This window comes from Methylobacterium sp. A49B, assembly GCF_053346215.1.
This window is the reverse complement of the sequence record NZ_JBKFBO010000090.1, coordinates 1-25,479: the sequence shown is the minus strand read 5'-3', so window position 1 is coordinate 25,479 and position 25,479 is coordinate 1. Positions and strand designations below refer to the sequence as shown.

The window sequence follows — 25,479 nt, the reverse complement described above, 5'->3', positions numbered from 1 at the left end:
CTTAGAGCCCGTCCGATAAGGGTCTGATGCGGGGTTGAGTGGCTGGAATGGCGATGACTCCAGGGGGATGCTGAAGCCTAACCTGGAAGCGCCACGTGGACCCCGACCACCCGGCGGCAGCATAGCCGTGCGGTTCTACGCTGTGAAACTGACCTGACCGACGCTGAGTGGGCGGTGATCGCGCCCCTGATGCCGAGGCCGGAGCCGCGTGGACGACCTCCGATCTGGACGCCCCGAGAGATCCTGAACGCGATCTTCTACGTCCTGCGCGGCGGCATCGCATGGCGGCTCATCCCCAAGGATCTACCGCCGCGTTCGACCACGTTCGGCTACTTCAGCCGCTGGCGCGACACAGGGCTGTTCGGCCGGATCAACCATCACCTCGTCATGGCCGATCGCGCGCGTGTCGGGCGGGAAGCCTCGCCGTCGGCAGCGGTGCTCGATAGCCAGACCGTCAAAACGATAGAGCGCGGCGGGCCACGCGGCTACGACGCTGGCAAGAAGGTCAAGGGCCGCAAACGCCAAGCGCTGGTCGATACGGACGGGCGTGCGCTCGTCCTCGATCCGCAGCCTGCCGACGTGCAAGATCGGGACGGAGCCGTTCCGGTGCTACGCCTGTCGCGCCAGACCTTTCCGTTCATCACCAAGGCCTTCGCCGACGCCGGCTATGCCGGCGACAAGCCCGCGCCGCGAGTGTGACGATCATCGCCGTCGAGATCGTGCGCAAGCCGCCGGATCAGGTTGGCTTTTCTGTTCATCAACGCCGGTGAGTCGTTGAGAGGTTCTTCGCCTGGATCAGCCGCAACCGACGCCTCTGGAAAGATCCGGAAGGGACCCTCGCCTCCGCAAGAGCCTTCCTCTACGCCGCTGCTGTCATGATCCTCGTTCGACGCCTCGCCCGATCAACCTGACTTCTCGGACGAACTCTGAGTCACTGCACTAGGTCGCGAACCCATAACAGCTGGCACGGTTGAACCGCGGCGTTGTTAGCCCTCTGAGCAGGAGGGACCTGATGGCGCGGTTTGATCTGACGGATGCGGAGTGGGCGGTGATCGAACCGCTGTTGCCGACGGACGTGCGCGGCAAGGAGCAGGTAGATGACCGGCGGGTGCTCAACGGGATCTTCTGGCGGCTGCGCACGGGCGCACCCTGGGCCGATATCCCGGCGCACTACGGCCCACATACGACCTGCGGCAACCGTTCTCGGCGCTGGCGCAAGCGTGGCATCTTGGATCGGCTTCTGGATGCGGTGTCAAAGGCTTACGACGGCGACCTGCAGATGATCGACGCCACCAGCGTGCGGGTTCACCAGCATGCCGCCTGCGCCCAAAAAAAGACGGCCGATCCGGTGGCATGGGTCGCTCGCGCGGCGGCCTGACGAGCAAGATCCACGCGCTGGTAGATGCCGAGGGCCGTCCCGTGGCGCTCAAGATCACCCAGGGTCAAGCGCACGATGGGCGCACGGCGGCCGACATGCTGGGCGGTCTGAGCACGGGCCAAATCCTGCTGGGGGATCGAGCCTATGACGGCGACGCGCTTCGCACTCGGATGGCGGAACAGGGCGCGTGGGCGAACGTGAAGCCGATGCCCAACCGCAAGCAGTGCTGGCGTTCAGCCCGTTCCTGTACAAGTACCGCAACCTGGTTGAGCGCTTCTTCAGCAAGATCAAGCACTTCCGAGCCGTCGCTACCCGCTACGACAAGGACCCCGACAACTTCCTGGCAAGCGTCAAGCTCGCAGCCGTGCGGGTCTGGCTGCGAGCTTTATGAGTCCGCGACCTAGAGCGCTGGACAAAACCGCAGCGAGATGGTTAGGCGGGTATGGACGCACTAATACCGACGATCTCTTGGCGGTGGTCGAGCCGGTTCTTCGGTCCAAGGCTGATAAGCCGCATGGCGGTCGGCCGCTCGGTTCGAGCATTCGGTGGCGGTTGAACCAATCGACCCGTTTGAGCGTGGCGAACTCGACGCCCTCGAATGAGCGCCACGGCCCGCGCCGATGGATCACGTTGGCGAGAACGTTGTCGTAGGGATCCCCGACACTGCCGACAGAGAACTCAATGCCCGTCTTGGCGAGGCGCTCGGTGTAGCGGCTGCTTACCTATTGCGATCCTGGACCGGAGTGACAGAGAAGGTCGTTGCCGAAGAAGCGCCGCTCCTGTAGGGACAAGCTTCAGGGCATTGAGCACGAAGTCCGCGCGGGCCGAGCATGACACTCGCCAGCCGACGATCCGGCGAGCGAAGACGTCGATCACGAAGACCACATAGACGAAACCGCTCTAGGTTGCGATGTCGGTGGAATCCGACTGAAGCCGCGCGTCCGCGTCAGTGAAGGCGTGTACTGAAATGAGAACTATGAAAGAACGTCCTTCAGTTCCGGAAGTACGTCAAATTACCTCGAGAGCACTGATGACGAAAATCCTCATGCACCCTCAGTAATCCATTGCAAACCTTCGGAGAGAAAATCAACATCTATTGAGAAGCTATCCAAGTATAGACCAAGAGTGGGGCGCTGAGTTTCCTCTGCATCTCCATAAGCCGGATGTGTTCCGACAATTATCGTGTATTCGCATTTAGCAAAGCTGGCTAGATTAGCTTGCATGCAAAATTTCCGGGTGAAAGGCGATGACAACGCCAATATACGAGTGCCAGCTTGGCAAAAGATCAAGTTGGAAAATGCGGCTCCCATTGCGCCGACGAGCACCTTAGCATTCTGAAACAGATTGACTTGCTGAGAGAAACTCAAGCTTGACGGATCTATTGCTGTGAAGCCGTGGCGAGTGATTGCCCTCTCGACTTCGGCACCGTTGACGATGTTGCGTCCGGTGCGTCGAACCAGGTAAACTTTGTCTGAATAAAGAGGCGGTTTGGTGTTGATTTTACTCAAGATCGTCGAGCGTAAGTATTCCAATGTCGGATAGCAGAGTGCAGCTCCTTCCCAAAACGGTATAGACACATCGTCCGGATGAAATGTCGGTTGGGAAGGAATGAAGAGACTATCGATCCGTAATAGATCACTTTGTGACCGCATTATGATTGGCCTATCGCCTAAAAAAAGGCTCAATGAATCAAATTCCGAGGGAAACATGTCGGCATCGACGATAACGGGTAAACCTGTAAGCCGCTGGTCCTGCGATAGAAGGTACATCTTCGAAAGGTATTCTATCAGCCAATGGAAATAATTTGGGCTGCAACGACCACTCAATAGGATCGCAGCGTCGAATTTCTTTTCTTCCTTATAAGGAAAATGAACTACGACCTGATCACGGTTATTTGCAACGGCGGCGATGTGGCGAGAGGCTCCTGCCGCGAAAGCGTATCGCGGGTCCGCTGCAGGTTCATAAACAACCAGCTTCCCATCGGAAATTACCTGGAAAGCTCCTAAAATCAGTGCATGGCGCACCTCCGCCACCCAAAGAGCTGGCGTATACAAACGTCGCTCCCGGCGAGAGTCTGTCTGTTTGTATTCACGCGGTTCGTAAAATACGAATGGCTTCGGTGGCTCGATGAGATTCAATGCATATTTGCCTCCAGCCTCCGGAAGACGATCCATGCCGAAGATGCCGCAAACAAGTGACGCACCTCGCCGCGTTGCAGCTCGGTTGAGCCAGTTCGCCAACATCTTCGTCAGCCGATACCGTCCTCGCCGGGCCGCACGAAACAATGCATCGGGCCGTTTGGCAGCGACCGTCGCCTTCAGGTGGGCAAATTCCTCAGCCCAGATATTTGGGTGGCGACCTTGCTGCCGACCCCAACGGATGTAGTGCTCACGCGCTGACAGTGGCGAACGTGCCACATCGGGATAGATGCGGTTGTAGTAGTCTGGATAGACAAGCAGTGCCGGCCACGATGATGGAGAGAGAATTTTCGCAACAATGTTCGGGTGGCGTCCCTCGCTTCTCCCGTAGGCAACGTAGTGCGCTGAACCCGTCATACCCGAGGCCCGGACGTCCGGGTACTCGCGCAGATAGAAGGCCTCATCGACGCATTTTGGCGCCTTGAAAAAGTGCCACAGATTCATCATGCGCTTTCTGCCAGGCCTGAACGTCCTGTCAACCGCTGCGCCGACGATGCAGGAGAGCGCAGGGCTCCCGGCCCCTTTCATTGTGTGGTTGCTCTAAGTCATAGCAGGTGAATCGGAATGTACGATATCGATATCGATGGAGACTTGGTTCGCCTTGATCTGAGCGGAGAGCCTCCGAAATTCGGGGCAGACGAAATCTTGGCTGAGAGAGAAGGAGATATTTTGGGTGATAACGCCTGGTATGGCCGCGGCTACGAAATTGTAAAACTGTTTGAAGCGGGTGAATTTGCTGCACTCAAAGCAAGCGTCACGCACCGCATTCAGGGACGGTTGAGAGAGCTTGGTATTCCTGTTCCTGATGATTTCAAGCTTGAGCAATATCATAAAATCATAGGCACATCAGACAAAATACATCAGAAGGTCATAGAGTTTACTCGAGAGCTCAGATTCGAAGATTTCGAGTTTGACCTTAAGCAGGTCGCTGATCGCTTGAGCAGGATCATAGGCCATAAGCTCACCGCAATTAACAACGAACTGGGTCATTCATTCGTGATCGCACGGATTAATCGTCCCGGTTCGAACGATTACAATCCACCACACAAAGATGGGTACCTTTCTTTGTGGCAGCGGACTGTGAATGTGTGGATCCCGATCGCCGGCGTCACATCCCGCTCAAGTCTTCCCGTGGTACCCGGAAGCCATCTTTTGCCCGAATCAACTGTGTGCCGCACTGGCAGCGGCGCCCTGCTTAACGGGCGTCCTTATCGTGTCCCCGCGGTGGTTAGCTGGTCCGGATCGAATGCTATGACGCGGCCTTTGCTAGGTGAGGGCGATCTACTTGTTTTTTCGCCACTTCTAATTCATGGTTGCGCGAAGAACTTTGAGGTCGACAGTACGCGTGTCGCGCTCGAGCTGCGCCTGAGCAGCGACGCTTGATAAGCTCAAATGATATCGGTGATCGGGAGAGTTAGGGAGCGTACTTGTTCCTGACCCTCTCGATAGCGTGACTCTATATACGCACTACGATTTCGACATGATGGATTCCTCACCGGATCCGACTGTGACAATGAGTGGATTAGCTCCAGGCGTTTGATCTCGCGGCGCGGTCTTACGGTCGGCCACAGTGCTGCTAGGACGTCATAGCACTACCTGGGCACTTTGAGGGGCATAAGGCGTTTTGATCCTGCGTTGGCACTGCGGGAGGCGAACATGGCCGAGAGAGATCGGCGGGGCAGGATCTCGATGCGAGGCTGGCCGCGTTTCTGGCAGCGATTGGACGTAAGACGCCGCGGACCTGGGCGCCGCTGTATCTGCGTGGCCTGCTCGGCCCGGGGGATCGCAACAGCCTTCAGCCGATGGCAGCGCGTCTCGGGCCGCCGGGCCATGACCAACTGCAACACTTCATCGCCAGGCCGGGCTGGGACGACAGCGTGGTGGCGACCGCGCCGGGTCGTCGCACCGAGTCGCAGAGCCGTGCCCCCTTTGCCAACTTTCCGAAGGCGGCGGTGTGATCTCGGTCCAGTGGCCATCGGGAGAGCGGTCTCAGTATCGACTCTCGGTCCATCGGAACTGGTTGCGTAAGAGGCTATAAGTCGAGCGCTGTACCGGGATGATCTGATTACGTAGCTCAGCTAGAGGTACCCTTACGCCGGGTCGCGAGTGAAAAGATTTAGGGCGCGTTCTAAGTAAACCATATCCACCGGGAATGAGCCGTGAGTTACGGACAGCGGCTTACGCTTGTCGGTCGACCCTGCCGGACAACCTGGCCCATCGCCCGGCAATGCATAATACGTGCATCCTGCGAAGCGGGCGAGACTGGCGAAGAGCGAAAATTGAACTGTAAAGGGCGAGACAATGCCTAAAATCCGGGCTCCGGGAGAGGCAAAAACAAGATTTGAGAAGGCTGCCCCGATTGGTCCCGCAATGTGGGTTGCCGATCGAAACAAGTCGACTTGCTCGCCAAAGCTGAGCCCGGCCGGATCGATCAATGTAAATCCATGCCGGACGAAGGTATCTGCAACTTCTTGAGCATTGATAATATTTCTTGCGCCTTTACGGCAGAGATAGATCCGAGTCTGGCGGGTCCGAAATTCTCCATGTCCGGCGAGCACGCGGTTACGTAGCCAATGCAGACTGTTCGCGTTGACGGCAGACGAGCGCCAGAACGGTACTGTCGGGTCATCGGGCACGTAGGTCATGACCGATGGTAAATGAAGTGTCTCGACATCGATCCTCGTTCCGGGTTGACGCTGGATAATCGGCCGCCCCGGCAGGACCTGCCCAAGTGCTTCCATCTCCTGCGGGTGCAAGTCGGCCGTGACGAGGAGTGGTAGGTCGTTCATCTGCGGAAATTGTTCTATGACATAACCTTTTGTCAGATACTCAATCAGGAAATGGAAATAGTTATTCCTCGCTCTTCCTCCGAGAAGGACCGCTTCTTTCAAAGTTGTTTGGGTCGCTGCCGGAAATCTGGCAAGAATTTTATTCGCCAGGGGAGAGTAGCAGTTCGTAGTAAAATCGCATTGGCGGGTTGCCAGACGAAGTGTCGGATCAGCTGCCGGTTCGTGTATGATGAATGTGTTTTCTGCAATCACTTCCGCGGATCCGAATACAGATGCATCCTGAACTGTGGCGCACCAGAGTGCTGGTAGCGGGACCTGTCGGAGGGTTCCTATTCTATCCGAAAGAACGACTGGCGGTTCGCGAAATTCGAAGGTTCCCTCGGCGGCGATGGGAACAACGTAGATCCAATCAGGCTTTTCGGTGCAGATGCGCGCGAGATGGAATGGCTGTCCCAAGGCATCAAAGACAGCAGGCGTTGGTCGCTTTGAGAGGTATCTTGCTACGGCGAGGCAGAATTTTAGCTGCAAGCCGCGATCTTCTCCGGAGATATCGTTGATGCGCTGCCGAAGGTAGTTCAGGATATCTGCTCTATCGCGGCTCGCAAATCGTAAAAGAAGCGCTGCAATCGGGGAAAGAGCAAATAGCCACGGTTCTATCCTCGCGCTCGGCGAGCGTAGCGGTGCGCAGTGCCAGTACGATGCGTAGTGCTCGACAGGATCTATACCTGCCGCCGCCACATCAGGGTTGCGAGCAAGGTAATAGGCAGGATCAACCAGTCGATCCGCCAGCGCACGCGCTATGCGCCTTTGAGAAGATTGCAGCCGGTATTTAAGAGACAGCATATGAAATCAATGTCTTGAGTGGGCCTCTGTGCGGGTTAAACAATGTTGGACTTTGAACTCAAATTGTGACGGGTCCCAGCAGTCAAGGGCTCGGGCGGAGCCGAGGGGGCTGGTTCGCCGGGTCTTCGGGAGATGAGTGCCCTGACCCGACATGGTTTCAACAGCATCGCATTCAGGCAGGAGTTCGTCGAGAAGTACAGTTCGCGTCGGGATGGACGACTTCACTCATGTCGACACGTGGCAGACGCCGTCCCAATGCGTCCTGGCTACATCGCATTATGCTCCCTGAAGCTTCGGTTGACTCCCTTCGGGGGTGCGCGTAGAAAATACCTCTTACGATTGAAGCTCTGCTCATGAATGCACCAAGAAATTTTGTGTCGTTGGGAAGTGCTTGTCGAACGCGGTTCCAAATCGATAGCTATTCGAAGAGGCAGTCCTCACATTACAAGCCGACTTTCTATTTTTTTGATAGATTGATGGCAGGTGGCTTGACCGGTGTGACGAATCTGATTGAGCGAAATTTTGAGATAGCTGAGCATGATCTAGAAATACATGAAATAAATGGTCAATATTGTCCAAGAGATAGTTTTTCGGGAATGATTTTTCTTCATGATTTTGGATCTCGGCACGAATATTGGGATAATTATGCAGATTGTTATAACGCGATGAACGACGGCATGCAGGAATCGCTGCGGCTTTATGCTAAGTTGGGGGCAAAAACCAGGTCTTTGCTATCATATGACGACAACGTGTCCTTGGTATTTCATGGCGCTTCCTCGAGCGACTCTTTCAATGCCCTCCATAGGTTGCTTGCAGATAAATACAAGAAAAACTTTCTGATCATAAATATTCTTGAAGAAGGATTGCCCGCGACGGCGAGCGGACCATTTTCCCTGACTCGCTATGTTCGTGACTCGCAAGGTCCAAAACAAGGTACGCCCAGCGAGTGGGAAGGCTGTGATGAATCATGGGCCAAGGCCCTTTCGTCAGTGCAATCTTATTCAAAGAGGTCAGCACTATTCGAGGGATTTTTGAGTCCAATCTTTAAAATTATAGGCAAAAATCGTTAGCCAAGCTTTTCTAGTATCCTGCCAACTGCCGAAAGACCAAAACCCTGTTGTCGTGTGGACACCCATGCGATCATCGGACGGGTTGTCTGATGTTGCCGCGGAGCATAAAGTTCAAATTTTGGTAGATTGATTCCGCAATAGAATCGATCGTCGGCGCTGCCATGTGAAGCATATTTCTACATAAAATGTATTCATGAATGAAAAATTTGCCTGAGTAAAAACTTTATAATAAATTCACTTAGTTCAAACTCCGCGATGACTGGCCCATCGAGGTCTCAGCCGTGCACACATTTGCGACGTAGCTCACTTCATCGTCGGTCATATGTGGTCCAATTGGCAAGCTCAAGATTTCCCGCCCCAGCCGACGCCCGATTTGACTTTCGCCCTGCACTCTGACGCCGACGTAAGCCTCTGCATCCCCGGGTGCTATGGGATAATGGATTTGCGTCTCGATACCGTACTGCTTTAGGCGCGCCGCAAGTGCGTCCCGGTGATCGGTACGAATCACAAAAATGTGCCAGACTGATTGGGCACGTGAGTCCACCTTGGGCAAGATCAAGTCCGTCCCGGACAAGGCTTCACAGTATTTCTGGGCGATCGCGGAACGACGAGCGTTCCATGCGTCTAAGTGGCGTAGCTTGACCCGCAGGATCGCGGCTTGGAGTTCGTCGAGACGTGAGTTCACTCCCTGGTGGCGGTGAACGTACTTCTCGCTGGACCCATAATTTGCCAATTCCCTCATTCGGCGCGCCATCGTCGAATCTGACGTCGTGATGGCGCCTCCGTCACCCAAGGCGCCGAGGTTTTTGCCTGGATAGAAGCTGAAGGCTGCAGCATCGCCGAGGTTGCCGGCTCTTTGTCCATTGAAGGTGGCGCCGTGGGCCTGGGCGGCGTCCTCGATGCACAGAAGGCCGTGGTGACGAGCGAGATCATGGATCGCCTCCAAGTCGGCCGGCTGTCCGTAGAGATGGACCGGCACTATGGCTCTCGTCCGGCTCGTGATGGCTCGTCGTGCCAGAACGGGATCCATATTGTAGGTGGCCGTATTCGGTTCGACAGCGACTGGAACTGCGCCGACTTGGCTCACGGCGAGCCATGTCGCGATAAATGTGTTAGATGGCACGAGGACCTCGTCGCCGGGCCCGATCCCATGCGCGCGTAGGATCAGATGAAGCGCATCTAGGCCGTTGGCGACGCCGATGGCGTGCGCGGCCCCGCAATAGGCAGCAAACTCGGCCTCGAAGGCCTCGACCTCCTCACCGAGGATGTAGCGGGACCGGTCGAGCACCCGGTGCCAAGCGGCGTCGAGTTCGGCGCGGATCGTGTCGTGCGTCCGGGCAAGGTCTAGGAACGGTACGGTCATCGTAGGCCAGCTCGTCATTTCAGGCCCTTGGCATGCAGGAACGTGTCATAGTCCCGATAGTAGTCACTCTCTAGATAATGATCCGAGGCGAGCGCCAAGCAGACCGCGCCGCCGGAGAAATCGTCGATGTCGCGCCAGAACATTCTTGGCACGTAGAGCCCGACGTTCGGTCGGTTCAAGTGAAAACTTTGCCGCGCGTGGCCGTCGTCCAGATGAACTTGAAAACTGCCTGAGATAGCGATCAGAACTTGCTGCAGAGATTTGTGGCTGTGGCCCGCTCGGGACGCGTTGCCAGACACGTCATAGATGAAATACACGCGCCGGACCGCGAAAGGCACATCTTTCTCAGCCTCGATCGGGGTCAAGGCGCCGCGAGGATCCCTAATTTGCCGAAACTCGATGAGATGGGGCTTGGTTGTCACGTCCATCCCGATACTCCGGCTCGGTGACGCCCCTAACTGCCAGGCTGTCCCCAGTCCACGTTTTTGGCTCGCTTCCGCACCGATTCAGGGTCGACCGGTTCAGGGTTGCGTTTGCCGCGCCTTCCTAAGCCAAACCGCACCCCCTCCGCAATGTGCGGTGCCGACCTGCCCTAGTGACGGCGCGTCTCGGCTCCCCCCTCCCGCGCGTTGCGCTGCAGCGGGAGGCCGTGCACCCTCATGACTCGATAGACGGGCTTCGCCTTTGATACAGGCCGATCGTCCCGCTCGGCCTGCCGGCGCAGAAGGGCCTGGACGCGCCGAAAGTCGTAGGTCGGCAGATCCGCGATGACCGCCCGGATTGCGCCCAGAAGCTCAGCGTCAGCTGCAGGCGGGCGGCCGCGTCGACCGACAGGAGTCTAGGCGGCGGGGGCCTCGATGGTCGTACATGCCGAATTAGCTAAAAACCGCGGCTGCAGCTCACTGATGGCGCGGAGGCGCCAAAGCCGCAATCATGTTTCCAAGCGAGAAGGGCCTCTGCTGTGACGATCGACTTTCGGATTCGGTCTGTCCAGCAGCAACGCGTCCCGCCGCCTGTCTCGTCAGGCGGCGTGCATGCCATTACGCGAGTTCGGCGAACTTGAGTGCCTCGAGGATCTGCGCCGGCGCGATGCGATAATTTGCGTGGTAGGGGTGGATGCTGTCTCCAAGAACAGTCGTGCCCTTGATAAAGACTATGCGTGCGCCCCCTGCCTCGATGAAACTTGTGTAGGCGCGGAAATTGAACGCGGCGTTCTCGTGGATGAGGCCGATGATCGTGCAGCCTGGTCCGCACGCAATGCAATTCGAGAGCGCTGAACTTGACGAACCGATGATGATTTCTGCGGAACTGAACAACCGGGCCTGCTCGACGAAGGTGAGCGTTTCGGGAAAGATCGTCTCGAACCCGTAACCGTCCAACAGTTTTCCGATCTCGGCTTCGTTGACGAGCTGGCGCTGATTGAAGGCGCGCCGCGAGATGAACAGGCGATGGCCCTTGCGGCTGTCAGTGCCTCGGGGTGCAATGGACTCGCGAACCAGCCGACCGAGCGCAGCGAAGATGTCGCGCGGCCAGACGGTGTCGTAGGGCGTCCGCCCCGGCTTGATATCGAATGGGAAGAAGGCCGGGACAGGCGCGATGCCCAGTGTCTTGAACCGGGCGGGCGTGGAAGCCAGCTTGATGACGGGCCGTGAGCGCGTGTCGATCAGCTTGAGGATCTCCTCGTGGCTCTCGGGCATGCCGGAGTCGATAACCAGAGGGAAGTCGGCGGGGCACCGGGCGTCGTTGTAGACGAGCATCCGAGGGACGAACTCAGCGAACCAATGCCCATAGTTCCGGCTCTGGGCGCCGAACATCATCAGGCCGGCCTCGAAGGACAGCGTCGTCGCCGGTTCCTCCACCAGGAGCCGACCGCGGCCGAAGGTGGCCATCATCACCTGGTCGGGATTCAGGCCATCCGGGATATGGATGTCGCCGGCGCGGTGGTCGGCAGCCAAGTCGTAGATTGCCCGATCGCCCTGGACGACGAGGTTGCTACGTGGGTAAGCGAGGGCTTCGGTAACGAGGGCCAGGTACTGCGCGGGCGCCTCCAGTCGCCCCGGCTCAGCCGTGAGGACGACGGGCGCGCCGAGGAACTTCACCTTGCAGGGTTCGATTGGCCGTGCTGGGAGCAACTCGAGGTAAGAGTCGCCCGTCGCAGTGGCCGCCTGTGCAGCGGTGACGATGGCGACGGAGCGAAGCGGGCCGGCTCCGATCAGCTCGCGCGTGCTCTCGTGTAGAGCGACCGCCTCTTCGTAGGCTTCGTCGTCGACGAGCGCGCGCAATTGGACGACGCGCAAGTTCCGGATCTTGGTGGCGAGCGGGTCGCCGTCGGGGGTCAGGCGGGTATCGCCGGTGCGTCGGTCGCGCAGCAACGCCAGCCGATAGCAGCGAACCGCGCTTGCCCAATCGCCGGTGAGTTCGAAGTGCCAGGCGATGTCGATGAGGGGGTCGGGCAGCGCGTGGTCGGGGAAGCGTCGCGCCTTGTCTGCATCGGTCTCGGCGGCGAAGCGCTCGGCCTGATCGAATTGCCGCGCCCGACAGAGCAGGGTGAGCGTGGCGCTCGCGTAGCGTGACCACACCGAGAACGAGGCATCCGGCGCCAGTCGCCAGGCGAGATCGTTGGCCGCGGCGGCGAGGCCGAAGTCGTTCACGCCCTCGAAGCGGAAGGCGAGGGTCGCCAGGACTTGGCTGAGATCGCGTCGGTCTCGAACCGAGGTCGATATGAGGGCGAGGGCATCGGCCAAGCGGGCCGGAATCGCGATGTTCAGCGCCGCGACCGTGGTCGCAAGTGTGTCTCCGCCCCTTGCAGCGCTCACCGCCATCGGTAACCCATCGCAACAACCTACTGCCATCTTATAAAGGCTTGAAACCGCGCTGAGAACCGCGCCCCACTGGCACCGCGACATCCTCCGCCGGGCTCGAACGGCCCCAGGGCGGCACGCGTGAATGGCGGCTCGTCAACGGAACACTGACCTGCGATAACGCGCGGGACTTTAGTACCCCCGACGGATCCTCAGCCGCGCTCATCGGTGATCCGAGGGGACGCCGGGTTTGATCAAGGCGAATGGCAGCGCGAGCTGAGGGAAACGTTCATGGACGTCCGCTGGCTCGATGATCGTGATGTTGTGGACATTTTCCGGCGTGTCTGCGCGGCGGAGGGCAGCGCGGACCGGGGTCAGGACGATGGCAAGCTGCGGTTGGCCCTGGAACGGCCGCGTGTCCTCGCGGCGGGCGGCGGGCGCAGCTTGTTCGAGCTCGCGGCCGCTTATGCCTGGGGATTCGCGCGGTACGGCGTCTTCGCCAGCTGTCAGCCTGAGGCGTCGCGCGAGATCACGGTGAGGTTCCTTGAAATGAACGGCTCTCCCACGACGCTGCCGTCGGTGGAGGCTCGGGAGCTCTGGGAGGATATCCATCAGGGCCGCGTCGACGAGCAGGTCGTCGCCGAATGGATCAGGGAGCGGGTCGGACCCGAGGCCCAGCCGTGACGGCGCCCTTTCGCGTCATCGACGCTTGATGCAGCGCGGGACCGACGCGGCGGCCAGGCAAGGCCGCGATCAGGCCGTTCGTCGTGCTCGCACCTCATGATCCGCAGCCGCGTTGGGCACGTCGGCTTGCGCCTCGGCCATCATCGCCTTGAGGCTCGTCTGGAAGTGCAGGATCCGCTGCTCAAATTTGCCCAGTAGCGCGCGGCGCGTCGCTTCGCGGACTCCGGCCTGCATCTGGTTGCAGACCACCCGATCCTCCTCGAACACCGTCTTGTTGAACTGTGCCGCGGCCTCGCCGATCGTCGCGGTCACCGCCTGCGGCGCCGTCGAGGCCCCGAGGAACAGGCGGCTCGACAGCAGGGTCTGCTGCGGTCCGACCGGCACGATCCGCTGGATGCTGAACGAAGCGCCGAAGGAAGACGCGATCGTCGTGTTCGGGAACAAGATGTAGTGAAAATAATCCTCCGTATCGATCGCCCGGTTCTTGAGGAGGCGATTGATTTTCCGCCATTTAGCCAGGTAGGTCTCCGATGCGGGGACCCGCATCGTCGAGTTCCAGCCCCCGTACTCGTAGCTGAATTGGTCGGATAGAAGCGTTCTGAACGTCGTCGGATGGACGAATCGTGCGTGGTACTCGTCGAGCGTGTTCTCGACGCAAATCTTCCAATTCGCATCGTAGGTGCTCTCGAGGCTGTCCACCTGAGGCCCGAGCCCGGCCGAGATGCGCAGGAGTGCGTCGTAGAGGTCGTCCAGTTGCTCCCGCAAGATCGGACCTTCGGCGCCGCGCTTGAGGAAGACGAAATCGCCGCACAACTCGACCTGCCACGGGACGAGAGCTAGCGCCGCCCGATCGGTGTCGGTGAGTTGGAAGGCGAGTTCAGCCGAGGGTACGCCGACCGGCATGCCGATGCTGTTATAGGTCCAACTGTGATAGGGGCAGCGGATGATGCCGTTGCCGGTGGCCTCAGTACGGATGCGGCAGCCGCGGTGCGAGCAGACGTTGTCAAACGCCTTGATCGTGCCGTCGAAATTCTGGACGATGACCGAGCGCGAACCGATCGAAAGCGTGACAAAATCGTTGTGCTTGGGGATGTCGCGGGCGAGGCAAGCGTACGACCACACCCGCTCTGCTATCAAGTCCATCTCGGTGCGGTAAAAGTCAGGATCCCAATAAGACTCGGGATTGAGGACTTGATGGTTCGCTCGGTACGACATCGGATCTCCGCTGGTCTGGGTGCGGTGCGTCTATTGTCCTGAGCGCTTTCAGAAGTACGCCGCCGGGCGGATTCCGATGTGCAGCTCTATCAGTCTACCAAATAGACGCGTGGTGCAGGTGCCGGTGTCCGACCTAAAGCCGGCGCGCGGGCGCGGCGAACACCGTTGCGCCATCGGGAACGTGTCGGAACACGACTGCCCCGGCCCCGATTCGCGTCCGCTCGCCGATCCGCACCTTAGGCAGGGCACGAGCGCCGGAACCCCAGAAGGATTGGGCGCCGACCTGCACGTAGCCGGTGACGTCGACATAGCTGCTCAGCGTCGCGGCCTCGCCGACCGTCGCATCGTGTCCGATTGAACTGTGCGAGTTCACGGTCACGAAGTCGTGGACGACGGCGCTTGCCGACACCATGGAGAAGGGTGCGAGCAGTATCCCTTTCCCGAGGACGGCGGAGTCGGACACGAGCGACGTCGGATGGCGGACGGTCGCGAATGCCTCGCGCGAAGGGAAGCGCGCGCCCAGGACCGCCTTCGCGCCTGGATCGCCCGCCGCCATGATCAGTCGATAATCCTTCGCGATCTCGGGTTGCACGGGGCCGAGATGGGGCAACCGGGCTGCGAGCGCCGGCGAGGTCATGCCGGAATAAGCCTCATCCTGCAGGAAGCCGACGATGCGGCCGTCCTGGCTCGCGAGCGGGCCGACGAACCAATCATAAATTTCGTTCGCGAAGCCGCTGCCGCCAACGAGAAGGAAATCTGCCATGCTCCACCCCTTTAAACCGCCGTGTAGCTGCCGACGACCACGTGGATCGAACCTGCGACCCGCCGGTTCGCATCGGAAAGGTAATAGACCGCGGCCAAAGCCAAAACATCGGTTCCGCCAAAGCCGAGCGTGTATGCCCCTGGGCAGGCGGTGACCGCTCCATCGGAAATGTCAGTCCCGCGCGCGACTTTGCTTAGCATGGACGCGTCGGTCCTCTTGAGTAGGAAGGCATCATCGTCGTTGCCCAGTCCGGATACGCCTCTTTCGGCCGTCGTTCGAGGGAGCCCGATCCGAGACACGGCTCGCGATGTCGGAGATGGCGGTAGATCTCATCGATGGTTCTGGGCCCGCTCGGGTTCAGAGGACTTCGCCCGCGGCGGCTGAGGTGTCTTCTGGAGCAGAAGCGACGCGGAAGTCCAGGGCGGACCTGCCGACGGCCTGCGCGATGGAGGCTGACATTCAAGCTGACCCCTTCGGGATCACGCGATGCGTGAACATGAGCGAGAGCCAGGGATAGACTTCGTTTTCGAACGCGATTTTGAGTCGAACGTGCAGGAGTGGCGCGTACGGCAGAATGAAGCAAAAACCACACTGCGCCTCCTCGATCATCGTGGAAGTCGATCCGTAGACGGCCGAAATCACGTCGGGCCGGTCCACTTTCATGGGGTACCGGTGCAGCTCGCCGTCGGTCTCCGCGATGATCGTGACCTGGCCGGGTTGGGCCGCGAGTACCCAGCCCGCGAATGTGATCTGCGGGTCCTCAACCGCGGCCCAGGTCCGGTCCCGGGGCGTCTCCAGGTGCGCGCGCAGGGTATCGGGTAATGTCCCCTCCTCGGGCACCACAGTGCAGCCGACCTCCAAATCCTCGAAACCGCGTCCCTCGCCGAAGATCGCCGAGAAACCCTTCCGGATCAGGCCTATCCGGGCCTCCTCCAGATCGTCACGCAGCCCGGACCCGTGTCCTTCACCCGGGACCGTGTCGGTCGAAAGAAGCTCTCTCAAAAACACCACGCCGCCCTTGTCGGCAACGTATAGGTTAAACAGCCAATCCGCCGCAGAAGGATTGCTGTAGAACTCATCCGGGACGCCGCGGACAGCCGTCGTTCTATAAAGACAGCACGAGATATTCGCCGTCAGCGGTGCCCTGGCGAGCGCGCTGAAGCTTACGGGACCTGTCGCGAGGTGACCTTGCTCCACGTGGGGTAGGTACGTGTCCGATGCGGTATGATGGAGCAGGACCCAGCTGAAACACAGGTCAGCGTCGGGATACCGGCGCAGGAGCGCGAGCTGCTTCGAAAGTTTGCGGTTCGATAGCCAATAATCGTCGCCCTCGCAGACGGCGATAAACCGCCCGGTGCACGCCTCAAGACAGTCGCGCAGATTGGCCTGGGCGCCCAGCTTGGTCGGCCGTGGCAGGACATTGACGCGCTCCGGATGGCTGGCCCGCAGGCGCTCGATGATCGCCGCGCTGCCGTCGGTGGAATGATCGTCGCCGACGACGACTTGAAGCCGGTGGAAGCCCCGCTGAGTTAGAACGCTCGACAGGCAGCGCTCGATCGTCTCCGCGTGATTGTAGGCCGTGACGACCACGCTGACGCTCGATTGCGCCTCAAGGGACGTCCGCAGAGCCTGCGCATCAGCGGCCTGCGCAGTCTTTGCATCAAAACCCAGATCCGACAGCACCGGGCCGGCCACGTCCGGGTTCGCGCGGATCAGCTTCAGGAGGCCGGGGGCGTCCTCTTCGTCGAGATAAGCCTCCGCTACGCGTTGGAAGGCCGCCCTCTGTTCGGTCAGGCAGTACGCCTCGAACCGGCCGCCGAAATGTGGGCGCAAGCGCCGAAAGACATCTATCTCGGCGTCGCCAAGGTCTTTTCGTCGGTCGGATGTCACGCCACAGTTTGATGCGATGCCACCACCGGGCCTGCGGTTGAGAGCCATCACTTTCGGAATGTAGGTGATGCGGCCGATCTCGGCGTGCGCGAGGTGCAGGTACCAGCTGCCTAGCGCCACCGGGGATGGAACATCGAAGGCTTCGGGCCCGCCGTAGCGCCACCGATAGAGGACGCTGTCGATCGGGATCGGATTGTTGCGGATCAGGTCCTCGACTGTCAGTTCCTCCATGCACTCGGGCGGATCGATGTCGTCGATGCCCGGGAGACCCTCGTACACCATCCGGACCGCATGGAAGCAAGCCGAGACCTCGGGTCGCGCTTCGAGGAGGTCGTGCTGCTGCTGAAGCTTCGAGGGGTCAGTCCAGTGACCGTGGGGCCCGCATACCGCGACGTAGCGTCCGCGGACGTGGCGGGTCAGGTCAGTAAAGTTCTCATCCGACCCCGGATTGCCCGAGCGGAGCACCGGGACGACGCGCGGGTCCCGCGCCGCGTACTCGTCGACGATGTCTCCGACGCCGTCCGTGGACCGATCGCCGCCAACGATCAACTCGAACGGGAAGGTCGTCTCTTGAGCGAGAATACCTTCAAGGGTTTGCCGGACGAAACCGCCCTGCTCATTGACGAGGCAGAGGACAGAAACGCGCGGGGTATCCACCTTCAGCGGCGCGCTCGGTAGGGATCGGATCCAAGCGGCAAACGGGTTGATGAACGGTGCGGAGCCCTCGTCACCGGCCGCGATCGCGAAGTCCGCGCGCGGACGGCGCCCCAATCGGGCGCCGTACTTCACGTAATGCTCGAGGGGGGGGAGGCCCGAATACGAGACGTCCGGGTAGCGCGCCGCGTACCATGTGTGGTCGAACTGCCCGCTCTCGAAGATGCAGCGGTAGTCATCCCTCCAAGCGTCGGCGTCTCTCTGGGCGAGATCGAAGCCGTCCTCCGCGACGAACACGGGGGGGCGAGTGAAGGCTTGTTCTGACAAAGGATCCCCTACAGCGCGCTTGGAAATGCCTCTCTTGGATTGCCTGCCGCTGGTGTGGTGGACACAGGCCGGTCGAGCCAGCGAGGCTTGGTCATCGACCTTGTGGAGACTTGCGTGGATCAGCTTTTACAGGAGCTTCAGGATGGTAGGCATTGGTTGACGCAGCGGCACACGTCTGAGATTTGCGCTGACGTGATCGTCGAAAAGAACGGTACTCCGATCACTGTTCGCGCCACTTTCTGAGTATTTTCCAGACTGTCGTGGGAACAGTCGGCGAAAATCGGATGCGTGTGGCATCCGTCTCCATACCAGCGACGCCATTGAATGCCCGATGCGTCGAAGGAAGTGGTTATGGCATCAACCAAATTCGGCTCGAAGACTGCATTGACGGTCATCGATAGCCACTCGCGGCCGAAACCTTTCTGCATCGAAATGCCCATACGCTCGAACTGGTCGACATAGGCAAGAGAAGAGCTGCGGAGCCGCGCAATCTGAACGTCGAGATTGTCGAGCACGGCGAGTCCGACGGCAGCGCTGTACTCGGAGATTCGATAATTGCCTCCGCGAATCTGGGAGACGCGATCTTTGCCGGAGAAGCCAAAGCCAGTCATGGCGGTGATAGCGTCAGCCATCCCTGCATCTGACGTAAGGACCGCACCACCCTCCCCGATTCCTAATGCCTTCGTCGCATGAAGGCTCACGCAGATAGGCTGCGGGCCGACATGTCGAAGGTTAAGGGTGGCGGCAGCCGCATCGAAGATCACCGGTACATCGTGCTCTGCCTCAAAGACTTCCCAGACGGCGGTGTCGATGGGCGCGCCGCATGGGCTGACGACAACGATCGCCGCGACGTCGCCAGCGTTGGCTCGCAGGGCACGTGCGGCGATCTCAGGTGTGATCATGAGCGTTTGCGGATCAACGTCTGCGAAGTATGGAATGAGTCCGACGTTTGCCACGGCGTGAGCCGTCGCGATGAACGTCCACGAAGGCAATATGCAATACCGACCCGAACGACCGGCCCTACGGTAACGCAACGCCAGCTCAATTGCAGAGGTGCCGTTGTTCGTTAAGGCGGCGCATACCGGACGGCCGCCGCTCTGATCCGAGACTACTTTACACAACCGTTCTTTAAATTCAGTCGATAGCGGCCCATAATTGCTGTATATATGTGTTTGATCGATGCGGCGCAAATAAGGGATGATAGCATCTGTCTCTGGCAAGTTCGGAATGAGCACGGGTACCATAAATCAACATGTCCTCAATTTCGATGATAGCCGCTTCAATGCTATCGTCGACCAAAATGGTCGTACATCATTGACCACGACGGGCGAGAGGCTGCTGATCCAAGGCCTTTCACCCGCGTCGTAGGATCCGAGCCGGGTTGCCGACAACAGTATGATCGGGCGCTACATCGCGAAGCACGACTGAGCCCGCTCCGACGAGGGCCCGTGCGCCGATCCTGACCTGTGGGATAACGCAGCTTCCGATCCCAAGGAAGGCTCCTTCCTCGACGGTCACGTGACCGGCGAGGTGTACGCCAGGACTGATCGTTACGAAGTCATCGATGCGATTATCGTGCGCGATCGTGGCACCGGGATTGACCAAGACGTGCCGCCCGAGGCGCGAACCGGTTGTGATGGATACGTTGCCGAGGATGATGGTCCCCTCGCCGACGCTGCTCGTGCCGATTGAAGCCGTCGGATCGATGACAGACGCGAAGCGCGCGCCAAGCACGGCCCCGACCCGATCGACGGCGCGCGCTCTCGCTTTTGGATCGCCGAGCGCGACGACGAAACATAAAGATCGATCGCCAGCGAGTGAGGTGATGTCCTGGAAGACTGGTTTGTCGCGGAAGTGATCCGGGGCGGCGTAAGCCGGATCGACGAAGCAGCCAACGAACTCCACGTCGCGGCCGGCCGTGCGCAGCTGCATCAGGACATCAACGATCTCACCGGCGAGTGCACCCGCGCCGTAGAGGACGAGGCGTTCGGCCATCAGAGCGTGATCGACTGCGGGCGAACCGGAAAATCACCATCAAAGCGATTGAGCATCAAACTCTCCATCGAAGCTTGACCGGTCGAACCCACAATTATCAATGGCGTTTGTATTACCGTTGCCGCGCCCCATAGACATCGCAGATGCGTGACCGTGCCGAGGCCCCAGTACCGGAAGCGGCTCCGGCCGAGCACGGTGATTGCTCGCTGCCGGGTGAGTGCCTTCAGGCGGTTCGGCAAAGCGCCCGGCTGACACGAGTTTCACAAGATCGCTCGCAAAGCCGACTGAGACGTTGCGGAGGGCGTCCCCGGCAGGCGCCCTCTTGTTAGGTTTCATCCTGACACTTGTGAGGCGACCAGCGTCGACTTGGGGAGTTTGCATCGGGACGCGGACGTTGATCGAACGACGACGATTTCGCTCGCCTGGGCATGAGCTAATCACCGATGCAGCACCGGTGTCGACGTATCGGATTTCGATGACCGCTGGCACGACATGGCTCGTTTCAAAGCGGCCCTCTAATTCCTCCCGGCGCGAGATGACGGCTTCGTTCGGTGAGACATCCTTGCCGATCGAGCGCGAGCGCCTCGTCAGTCGCATCGCTGCTGCACCGCGGCAAAGAGCGATGTGATCGGAACGCACCGGCTTCATCAGACGCCGCTATAACCCCCGTCGACAATATGTACCGTAGCGGTCACCCACCGACTCGCGTCCGATAGGAGATAAATAGCTGCGGACGCAACATCATCAGTCCGACCGAAGCCAAGAGGATGTGAGGCCTGATATTTCGATTTCGCGTCTTCCGACATCGAACGCACGATGCGTTCGTGCATCGGCGTTTCGATCGCTCCGGCCGCTAGCGCATTGACTCGGATGGACTTCGCGGCAAGTTCGGCAGCCAGAGATCTCGTCAAGCCTTCGACGCCAGCTTTTGCGGCGGAGTAGAGGGCCATTCCTGCCTTTCCCCGATGCGCGGCGACAGATGACATCATCACCACGCTACCGGGACTTTTCATGACACCGGTTTTGCAGACGGCCTTGGCTATACCGATAGCGCCGAACAGCGCACCGCCCAGAATATCTTGGACATGTTTGGATTTCGTCATACGTGTTGCCTGGACTAATTCCGCGCCGGCCGCGTGGAAAACGCCATCGAAACCCTGCACAGTCAGCGCTTCGCCTGCGAGGGTTTCGGCCGTCGATTCGAAATCCGATAGATCACACTGGACGATCCTGTGATCGTTTGCGCGGAGGCTGCTTCGCGCCTCCTCCAAGCGAGCTTGATTGCGGCCCACGAGGATGATCCGGCCGCCTCGATCCGCGATCTGCTGTGCGACAGCTTGGCCGATACCAGAACCGCCGCCCGTCACCACGACCGTCCGGTTTTCGAAAAGATCAGATGCGTAGATCATATTACCAGCGTCTCCTTATGAGGGATCGTGATATTCGGTAGTAAGCATGACGCCCAGGAATAGCCCACTCCGAAACCCACGAGCATGAATGTGAGCGAACGCTGCGTTGAAGCCACCTTCGAATCAGTCGTCATGAGCAACGGTATCGACGCCGAACTCGTATTCCCGTAGGAAGAAATATTTATTGGCAGCTTGTCTGAATCAATTCCAGATTTCTTCGCTATTGTATTAAGCATAAATTCATTGGCCTGATGGAGCAGAAAATAATCTACGTCACCGGTGGATAGCTCAGATGCTGAAAGCGTGTCTTTGATAAGCGATGGCACCGCGCGAAGTGTAAAAGTAAATATTTCTGAGCCGTTCATATAGAGGTGATGAGGTAGGTCCGCCGCCGCGTCGAACGATGTCCGCGCGCCACTGGCGACGATCAAATTCTTCGCGCCTCGACCGTCGGATCCAAGCAGGAACGTGGAAAGAGATGCCTCGCTGCTTCTCTCGACGGCGGTCGCGCTTCCGGCATCACCGAACAGGAGCGCCGTACCTCGATCATCTGGATCGATCAGATGGCTGATCGTATCGCCTGCCAAAAGCAGCACCCGCTCCAGGCCAGAGCTTATTAAATTGGAAGCCAACCAAAGCCCGTAGACGTATCCCGAGCATCCCTGATTGACGTCGAACGCCGCTGTTCGCGTGGACAGGCCTAAACGATGCTGCAAAATGCAGGCTGTAGCGGGCAGTTTATGGTCTGGCGTCTGGGACACAAAAATCAAAGCGTCGATCGACTCTCTTTCCCACCCGAGAAGATCCAGCAACCTTGATGACGCGCGTTCGCACAGATCGGCGGTGGTATGGCCCCGTTTGGAGATGTGGCGCTCGCGCACGCCTGTCATTCGAGCTATCTCGGCGACTGCATCACTGCCGAAGCGACCAACAAACATGTCGTTGGTGACGATCTCCTCCGGCGACGCAGAGACGATGCCGGCAATGCGTACGTTGGCAACTCGCTGTACGGTCGATTGACCTTTTCGAGCAGGGTGGTTCGACATCATCGGCGCGCGGTCTCGATAACCTTCTCGATGTCTCCTATCGTCTCACATTGAACCAAATCCGCTCCTTCAATAACAAAATTATAGCATTCATCGATCAAAACGATGGTGGAAACTATCGCGATCGAATCCCAGTTAAAATCTTTGAGCTCGAGCGTGGGGCTAATTTGGTCACTGCTAATCTCCAAGATTTCAGCCATACCTTCACGGAACTGTTGCATCTCACTTTCCTAGATTTTTATAAGCGCGGCCGCCCACGAATAGCCGACACCGAATCCTATCACAACAACGTTGCGCCGTGATCGCGTCGATTTTGAGACGTGGCGTTCCAGCGCGATCGGGATAGACGAGGATACTGTATTGCCAACCAAAGAGAGGTTGCTTACAAATTTCTCTTCAGGGATGTCCAGCTTTTTTCGAAGCTTCTCGAGCATATAAGAATTTGCTTGATGCATCACCACAAGATCAATTTCATTCAAGGACATTTCAGAAAGTTCTAGGATTCTATTGTAGGCCTGTGGCACGCGTTTGAGTGCGAAAGCGACGATCGCCGGACCGTCCATATAAAGATTATTTTTCGAGCGGATATTGCCGGATCGATCGGTGTCCTCGATCGCCGTCTGGTTAGAACACGGCTCACGGAATCTGCCGGCGGGAACTATAAGGTTATTGCTGCCACTGCCGTCGGTGCCGAACACGACAGGCCCGATTGAGGCCCTTTGGTGCGCCTCTCCCTCAATCAGGGTTGCGGCCGCGCCATCTCCAAACAGCGTGCAGACACTTCGGTCGCGATCATTGATAATTTTAGTATAGGTGTCGGCTGTTAGCAGAAGAACGCGGTTCGCTAGGCCGCTCTCTATGATACCCTTCGCCAAGGCGACGCCATAAACGAATCCTGAACATCCGCCGTTATAATCGATGGCGCCGATGCCATCGTTCAAATCCAGTGTTTTTTGCAAAATGCAAGCGGTCGCGGGTAGAAGATGGTCCGGCGTTTGTGTGCAAAACAGCAAAAAATCGATTGTCTTGCGATCGATTTTGTGATCATTGAATAATTTATTAGCCGCTAATATAGCGAGATCGCCCGCTGTTTCATCCTCGGCAGATATGCGTCTTTCAGTAATGCCCGTCTTGTCGTATATTTTTTGAGGTGACCAGTCGGAAAACCGCTCGCTTAGCTGTTCATTATTTAAAACCTTACTTGGCAAATGTGTGGCTATGGCTGTGATTGTTGCCGACAGCATGATTTCACTCTTGGCTCGCCAGTCTGAAGCAGTCAGTAAATGTTCTATGTCTTAGGTATAATTTGATCGTGGCAATTTCTCGTCCGCTTGTAGTGGTTGGGTGCGCGAGTTAATGCGCAAAAGAGTTGGCGGGCGACAGATCAAGCATCTACAACATCTGTTTACAAATAGCATCTGTAAATCGCATTAATGTTAGAGATGCTCATCATACAGTAAAATCGAAGGATCTTTATCCTGCGGTAAATCTACAAAAAAGATTGTGCACATTATAAATTTGAGGGAAAGGTACCTCGTTGAGTTTCAGAAAACATCCGTCCCGGCGATGACTCAAGATTATGCTCCCGGAAGGCCTCTTCCAGCAGCTTGACTCTCCGAGGATTTTCAATTTCTGCTCCAAATTGTATTGATAAATATTTCATTACGTCGGCATTTAAGGTTGCTATCCAACATTGAGACCTATCCATCCTCCACCATCGCTAACGTAGTTCTCGCGGCGGTGGGCAGGGATATCCGTCATACATGCTCGGGCATAAGAGCAAAAGGCGCATATCCGCTGGAGACGGCTGAGAGGCGACGGATCTCGTGTGGGATTGCGAACACCAGTTTCGATGGCTGATGGAGACGAGCCGTTCCTCGGCGATCGGTCGTCGTTGCCCTGCGATCCGAGAACGCGGTCTCCAACTGAGGCAAGTCCCGCCGTGGAGATTCGGTCCGCTCCTCCGGGCGGAGCCGGCGGCCTGGAAAGGGTTGACCGGGCTGTCGGGGCGATCGTATCGCCCGGGCGACGCGCGGCCGGGCCGTTGCAAGGGTCGATGGGCGCAGTCCGCCGCACGGCCGAAGCTTCAGCGCCGTGAGCGGCATGATGGGACGGAGCGATTCTTGGTCGACGACGTCGAGACGCTACGGGCGGAACTGGTCGAGACGCAGGCTCGCCTGAAGGAAGCGCAGGGCGAGCTCGCGCGTCTGGTTCGCCTAGCCGAGGCCGACCTTCAACGGCGCCGCCCGGGGGAGCAGTCGAGCGTGGTCGCCGCCTCTGTCCGACGGCCCGCCGCCAAGGACGTGGCCGCCCGCATCGCCCGGCTCGTCCAGCTCTACCGCGAGACTGCGGCCGCTTCTCCCGACGGCGCGCCGGTGGTCGGCGAGGACACGATGCTTCGCTGGCTGGAGACCTCGGGCCTGTTCGACCGGGACTTCTACCTGAAGTGCAACGGCGATGTGGCGAGCGCGGGCGCCGACCCGACGCAGCACTACTTCAACCATGGCTACGCCGAGGCGCGGCCGCCGAGTGCGCTCTGACGCCGGCCCGGACCGTTCGCCCGACGCCGCATTGATCGGAGCGTCGCCGCGTGCGGCGCCAGCCAGCGGCCGAGACCTGTGCGAGGACACGATCGATGCAGAGTGCCGCTGAGACCGCAGCCCCGCCTCAGCCGGAGCCCTGGCAGGACGACTTCTCGACGATCTATCGCAGCGGGCAGTTCGACCACCTCTGGTACGCGGCACGCTACCCCGACGTCGGCCTGACCGATCTGTCCCCGCTCGAGCACTACGTGAAGTACGGCGCCCGGCTCGGCCGGCAGCCGCGGCCGGACTTTCCGGGCACGCCCGACGAGGCGGTGGACGGCACATACGTCAACCCGTTCGCCGCATGGCTGCGCCAGCAGGGCTATGGCGACGCCGGCTCCGAGGCGGGCAAGCCGGTCGTCTCGGTGCTGTGCATCACCTACAACCAGGAACCGTTCATCCGCCAGACGCTCGACAGCATCCTGAGCCAGCGGACGGACTTCCCCTTCGAGCTGATCGTCGGCGACGA

General features: G+C 59.0%; 19 protein-coding genes and 6 pseudogenes. 8 read left to right on the top strand and 17 right to left on the bottom strand.

All coding sequences use genetic code 11. The annotated features are described in order from the left end of the window. The first annotated feature begins 153 nt into the window (after positions 1-153). A pseudogene (locus ACLBX9_RS12730) lies at positions 154-911 on the top strand (IS5 family transposase). Positions 912-1,012: 101 nt separating this feature from the next. Continuing rightward, positions 1,013-1,769: pseudogene (locus ACLBX9_RS12725) on the top strand (IS5 family transposase). Here ACLBX9_RS12725 and ACLBX9_RS12720 read toward each other — a convergent pair. Then, positions 1,729-2,275 (bottom strand): annotated as a pseudogene (locus tag ACLBX9_RS12720) (DDE-type integrase/transposase/recombinase); the annotation flags it as partial. The pseudogenes ACLBX9_RS12725 and ACLBX9_RS12720 sit on opposite strands and share 41 nt — an antisense overlap. 146 nt (positions 2,276-2,421) lie before the next feature. Next, complete coding sequence (locus ACLBX9_RS12715; protein WP_447719181.1) at positions 2,422-4,023, bottom strand: glycosyltransferase family 61 protein; 1,602 nt, start codon at positions 4,021-4,023, stop codon at positions 2,422-2,424. 117 nt (positions 4,024-4,140) lie between these two features. Between ACLBX9_RS12715 and ACLBX9_RS12710 the strand changes: the two genes are divergently transcribed. Beyond that, a complete protein-coding gene (locus ACLBX9_RS12710; protein ID WP_447719180.1) occupies positions 4,141-4,959 on the top strand; it encodes a phytanoyl-CoA dioxygenase family protein in 819 nt (272 codons plus the stop codon). 314 nt (positions 4,960-5,273) lie between these two features. Next, positions 5,274-5,450 (top strand): annotated as a pseudogene (locus ACLBX9_RS12705) (transposase); the annotation flags it as partial. Positions 5,451-5,666: 216 nt separating this feature from the next. Here the strand turns inward: ACLBX9_RS12705 and ACLBX9_RS12700 are convergent. Beyond that, positions 5,667-7,208 (bottom strand): glycosyltransferase family 61 protein, encoded by a 1,542-nt coding sequence (locus ACLBX9_RS12700; protein ID WP_447719179.1) that lies wholly within the window; start codon positions 7,206-7,208, stop codon positions 5,667-5,669. A gap of 476 nt (positions 7,209-7,684) precedes the next feature. Here ACLBX9_RS12700 and ACLBX9_RS12695 point away from each other — a divergent pair, with 476 nt between their 5' ends. Continuing rightward, positions 7,685-8,278 (top strand): hypothetical protein, encoded by a 594-nt coding sequence (locus ACLBX9_RS12695; RefSeq protein WP_447719178.1) that lies wholly within the window; start codon positions 7,685-7,687, stop codon positions 8,276-8,278. A gap of 238 nt (positions 8,279-8,516) precedes the next feature. Here ACLBX9_RS12695 and ACLBX9_RS12690 read toward each other — a convergent pair whose 3' ends face one another. The 4 genes and pseudogenes from ACLBX9_RS12690 to ACLBX9_RS12675 all read right to left on the bottom strand — a co-directional run bounded on the left by ACLBX9_RS12690 (position 8,517) and on the right by ACLBX9_RS12675 (position 12,463). Further along, a complete protein-coding gene (locus ACLBX9_RS12690) occupies positions 8,517-9,641 on the bottom strand; it encodes a DegT/DnrJ/EryC1/StrS family aminotransferase (RefSeq protein ID WP_447719177.1) in 1,125 nt (374 codons plus the stop codon). Positions 9,642-9,655: 14 nt separating this feature from the next. Then, complete coding sequence (locus ACLBX9_RS12685; protein ID WP_447719176.1) at positions 9,656-10,069, bottom strand: sugar 3,4-ketoisomerase; 414 nt, start codon at positions 10,067-10,069, stop codon at positions 9,656-9,658. Between the two features lie 203 nt (positions 10,070-10,272). Next, positions 10,273-10,443: pseudogene (locus ACLBX9_RS12680) on the bottom strand (IS3 family transposase); the annotation flags it as partial. 238 nt (positions 10,444-10,681) lie between these two features. After that, positions 10,682-12,463 carry a glycosyltransferase family 61 protein gene (locus tag ACLBX9_RS12675; RefSeq protein ID WP_447719175.1) on the bottom strand — a complete coding sequence of 594 codons (1,782 nt, stop codon included), beginning with the start codon at positions 12,461-12,463 and terminating at the stop codon, positions 10,682-10,684. A gap of 270 nt (positions 12,464-12,733) precedes the next feature. Between ACLBX9_RS12675 and ACLBX9_RS12670 the strand changes: the two genes are divergently transcribed. After that, positions 12,734-13,126, top strand: coding sequence for a hypothetical protein (locus tag ACLBX9_RS12670; RefSeq protein WP_447719174.1), 393 nt, complete (start codon positions 12,734-12,736; stop codon positions 13,124-13,126). 69 nt (positions 13,127-13,195) lie between these two features. Here the strand turns inward: ACLBX9_RS12670 and ACLBX9_RS12665 are convergent, their stop codons facing one another. From ACLBX9_RS12665 to ACLBX9_RS12620, 10 genes are all read right to left on the bottom strand, one after another. Beyond that, positions 13,196-14,341, bottom strand: a complete 1,146-nt coding sequence (locus ACLBX9_RS12665) for an aromatic ring-hydroxylating oxygenase subunit alpha (RefSeq protein WP_447719173.1) — start codon at positions 14,339-14,341, stop codon at positions 13,196-13,198. Positions 14,342-14,474: 133 nt separating this feature from the next. Further along, complete coding sequence (locus tag ACLBX9_RS12660) at positions 14,475-15,104, bottom strand: acetyltransferase (protein WP_447719172.1); 630 nt, start codon at positions 15,102-15,104, stop codon at positions 14,475-14,477. An 11-nt stretch (positions 15,105-15,115) separates the two neighbouring features. Further along, positions 15,116-15,304 (bottom strand): hypothetical protein, encoded by a 189-nt coding sequence (locus ACLBX9_RS12655; RefSeq protein WP_447719171.1) that lies wholly within the window; start codon positions 15,302-15,304, stop codon positions 15,116-15,118. Between the two features lie 259 nt (positions 15,305-15,563). Further along, positions 15,564-17,945 (bottom strand): glycosyltransferase family 2 protein, encoded by a 2,382-nt coding sequence (locus ACLBX9_RS12650; protein ID WP_447719170.1) that lies wholly within the window; start codon positions 17,943-17,945, stop codon positions 15,564-15,566. A gap of 167 nt (positions 17,946-18,112) precedes the next feature. Next, complete coding sequence (locus ACLBX9_RS12645; RefSeq protein ID WP_447719169.1) at positions 18,113-19,219, bottom strand: DegT/DnrJ/EryC1/StrS family aminotransferase; 1,107 nt, start codon at positions 19,217-19,219, stop codon at positions 18,113-18,115. A 109-nt stretch (positions 19,220-19,328) separates the two neighbouring features. Further along, positions 19,329-19,970, bottom strand: coding sequence for an acetyltransferase (locus ACLBX9_RS12640; RefSeq protein ID WP_447719168.1), 642 nt, complete (start codon positions 19,968-19,970; stop codon positions 19,329-19,331). 647 nt (positions 19,971-20,617) lie between these two features. Further along, positions 20,618-21,379, bottom strand: coding sequence for an SDR family NAD(P)-dependent oxidoreductase (locus ACLBX9_RS12635; RefSeq protein WP_447719167.1), 762 nt, complete (start codon positions 21,377-21,379; stop codon positions 20,618-20,620). After that, positions 21,376-22,428, bottom strand: a complete 1,053-nt coding sequence (locus tag ACLBX9_RS12630; protein ID WP_447719166.1) for a ketoacyl-ACP synthase III — start codon at positions 22,426-22,428, stop codon at positions 21,376-21,378. The genes ACLBX9_RS12635 and ACLBX9_RS12630 overlap by 4 nt, the downstream gene beginning before the upstream one ends. Then, positions 22,425-22,646 (bottom strand): acyl carrier protein, encoded by a 222-nt coding sequence (locus tag ACLBX9_RS12625; RefSeq protein ID WP_447719165.1) that lies wholly within the window; start codon positions 22,644-22,646, stop codon positions 22,425-22,427. The genes ACLBX9_RS12630 and ACLBX9_RS12625 overlap by 4 nt, the downstream gene beginning before the upstream one ends. A 9-nt stretch (positions 22,647-22,655) precedes the next feature. Next, positions 22,656-23,669, bottom strand: coding sequence for a ketoacyl-ACP synthase III (locus ACLBX9_RS12620; RefSeq protein WP_447719164.1), 1,014 nt, complete (start codon positions 23,667-23,669; stop codon positions 22,656-22,658). 879 nt (positions 23,670-24,548) lie between these two features. On the opposite strand from ACLBX9_RS12620, the gene ACLBX9_RS12615 reads away from it, so the two are divergent. Both ACLBX9_RS12615 and ACLBX9_RS12610 read left to right on the top strand, forming a co-directional pair. Beyond that, positions 24,549-24,965, top strand: a complete 417-nt coding sequence (locus tag ACLBX9_RS12615) for a hypothetical protein (protein WP_447719162.1) — start codon at positions 24,549-24,551, stop codon at positions 24,963-24,965. Positions 24,966-25,060: 95 nt separating this feature from the next. Further along, positions 25,061-25,479, top strand: a pseudogene (locus ACLBX9_RS12610) (glycosyltransferase family 2 protein); the annotation flags it as partial.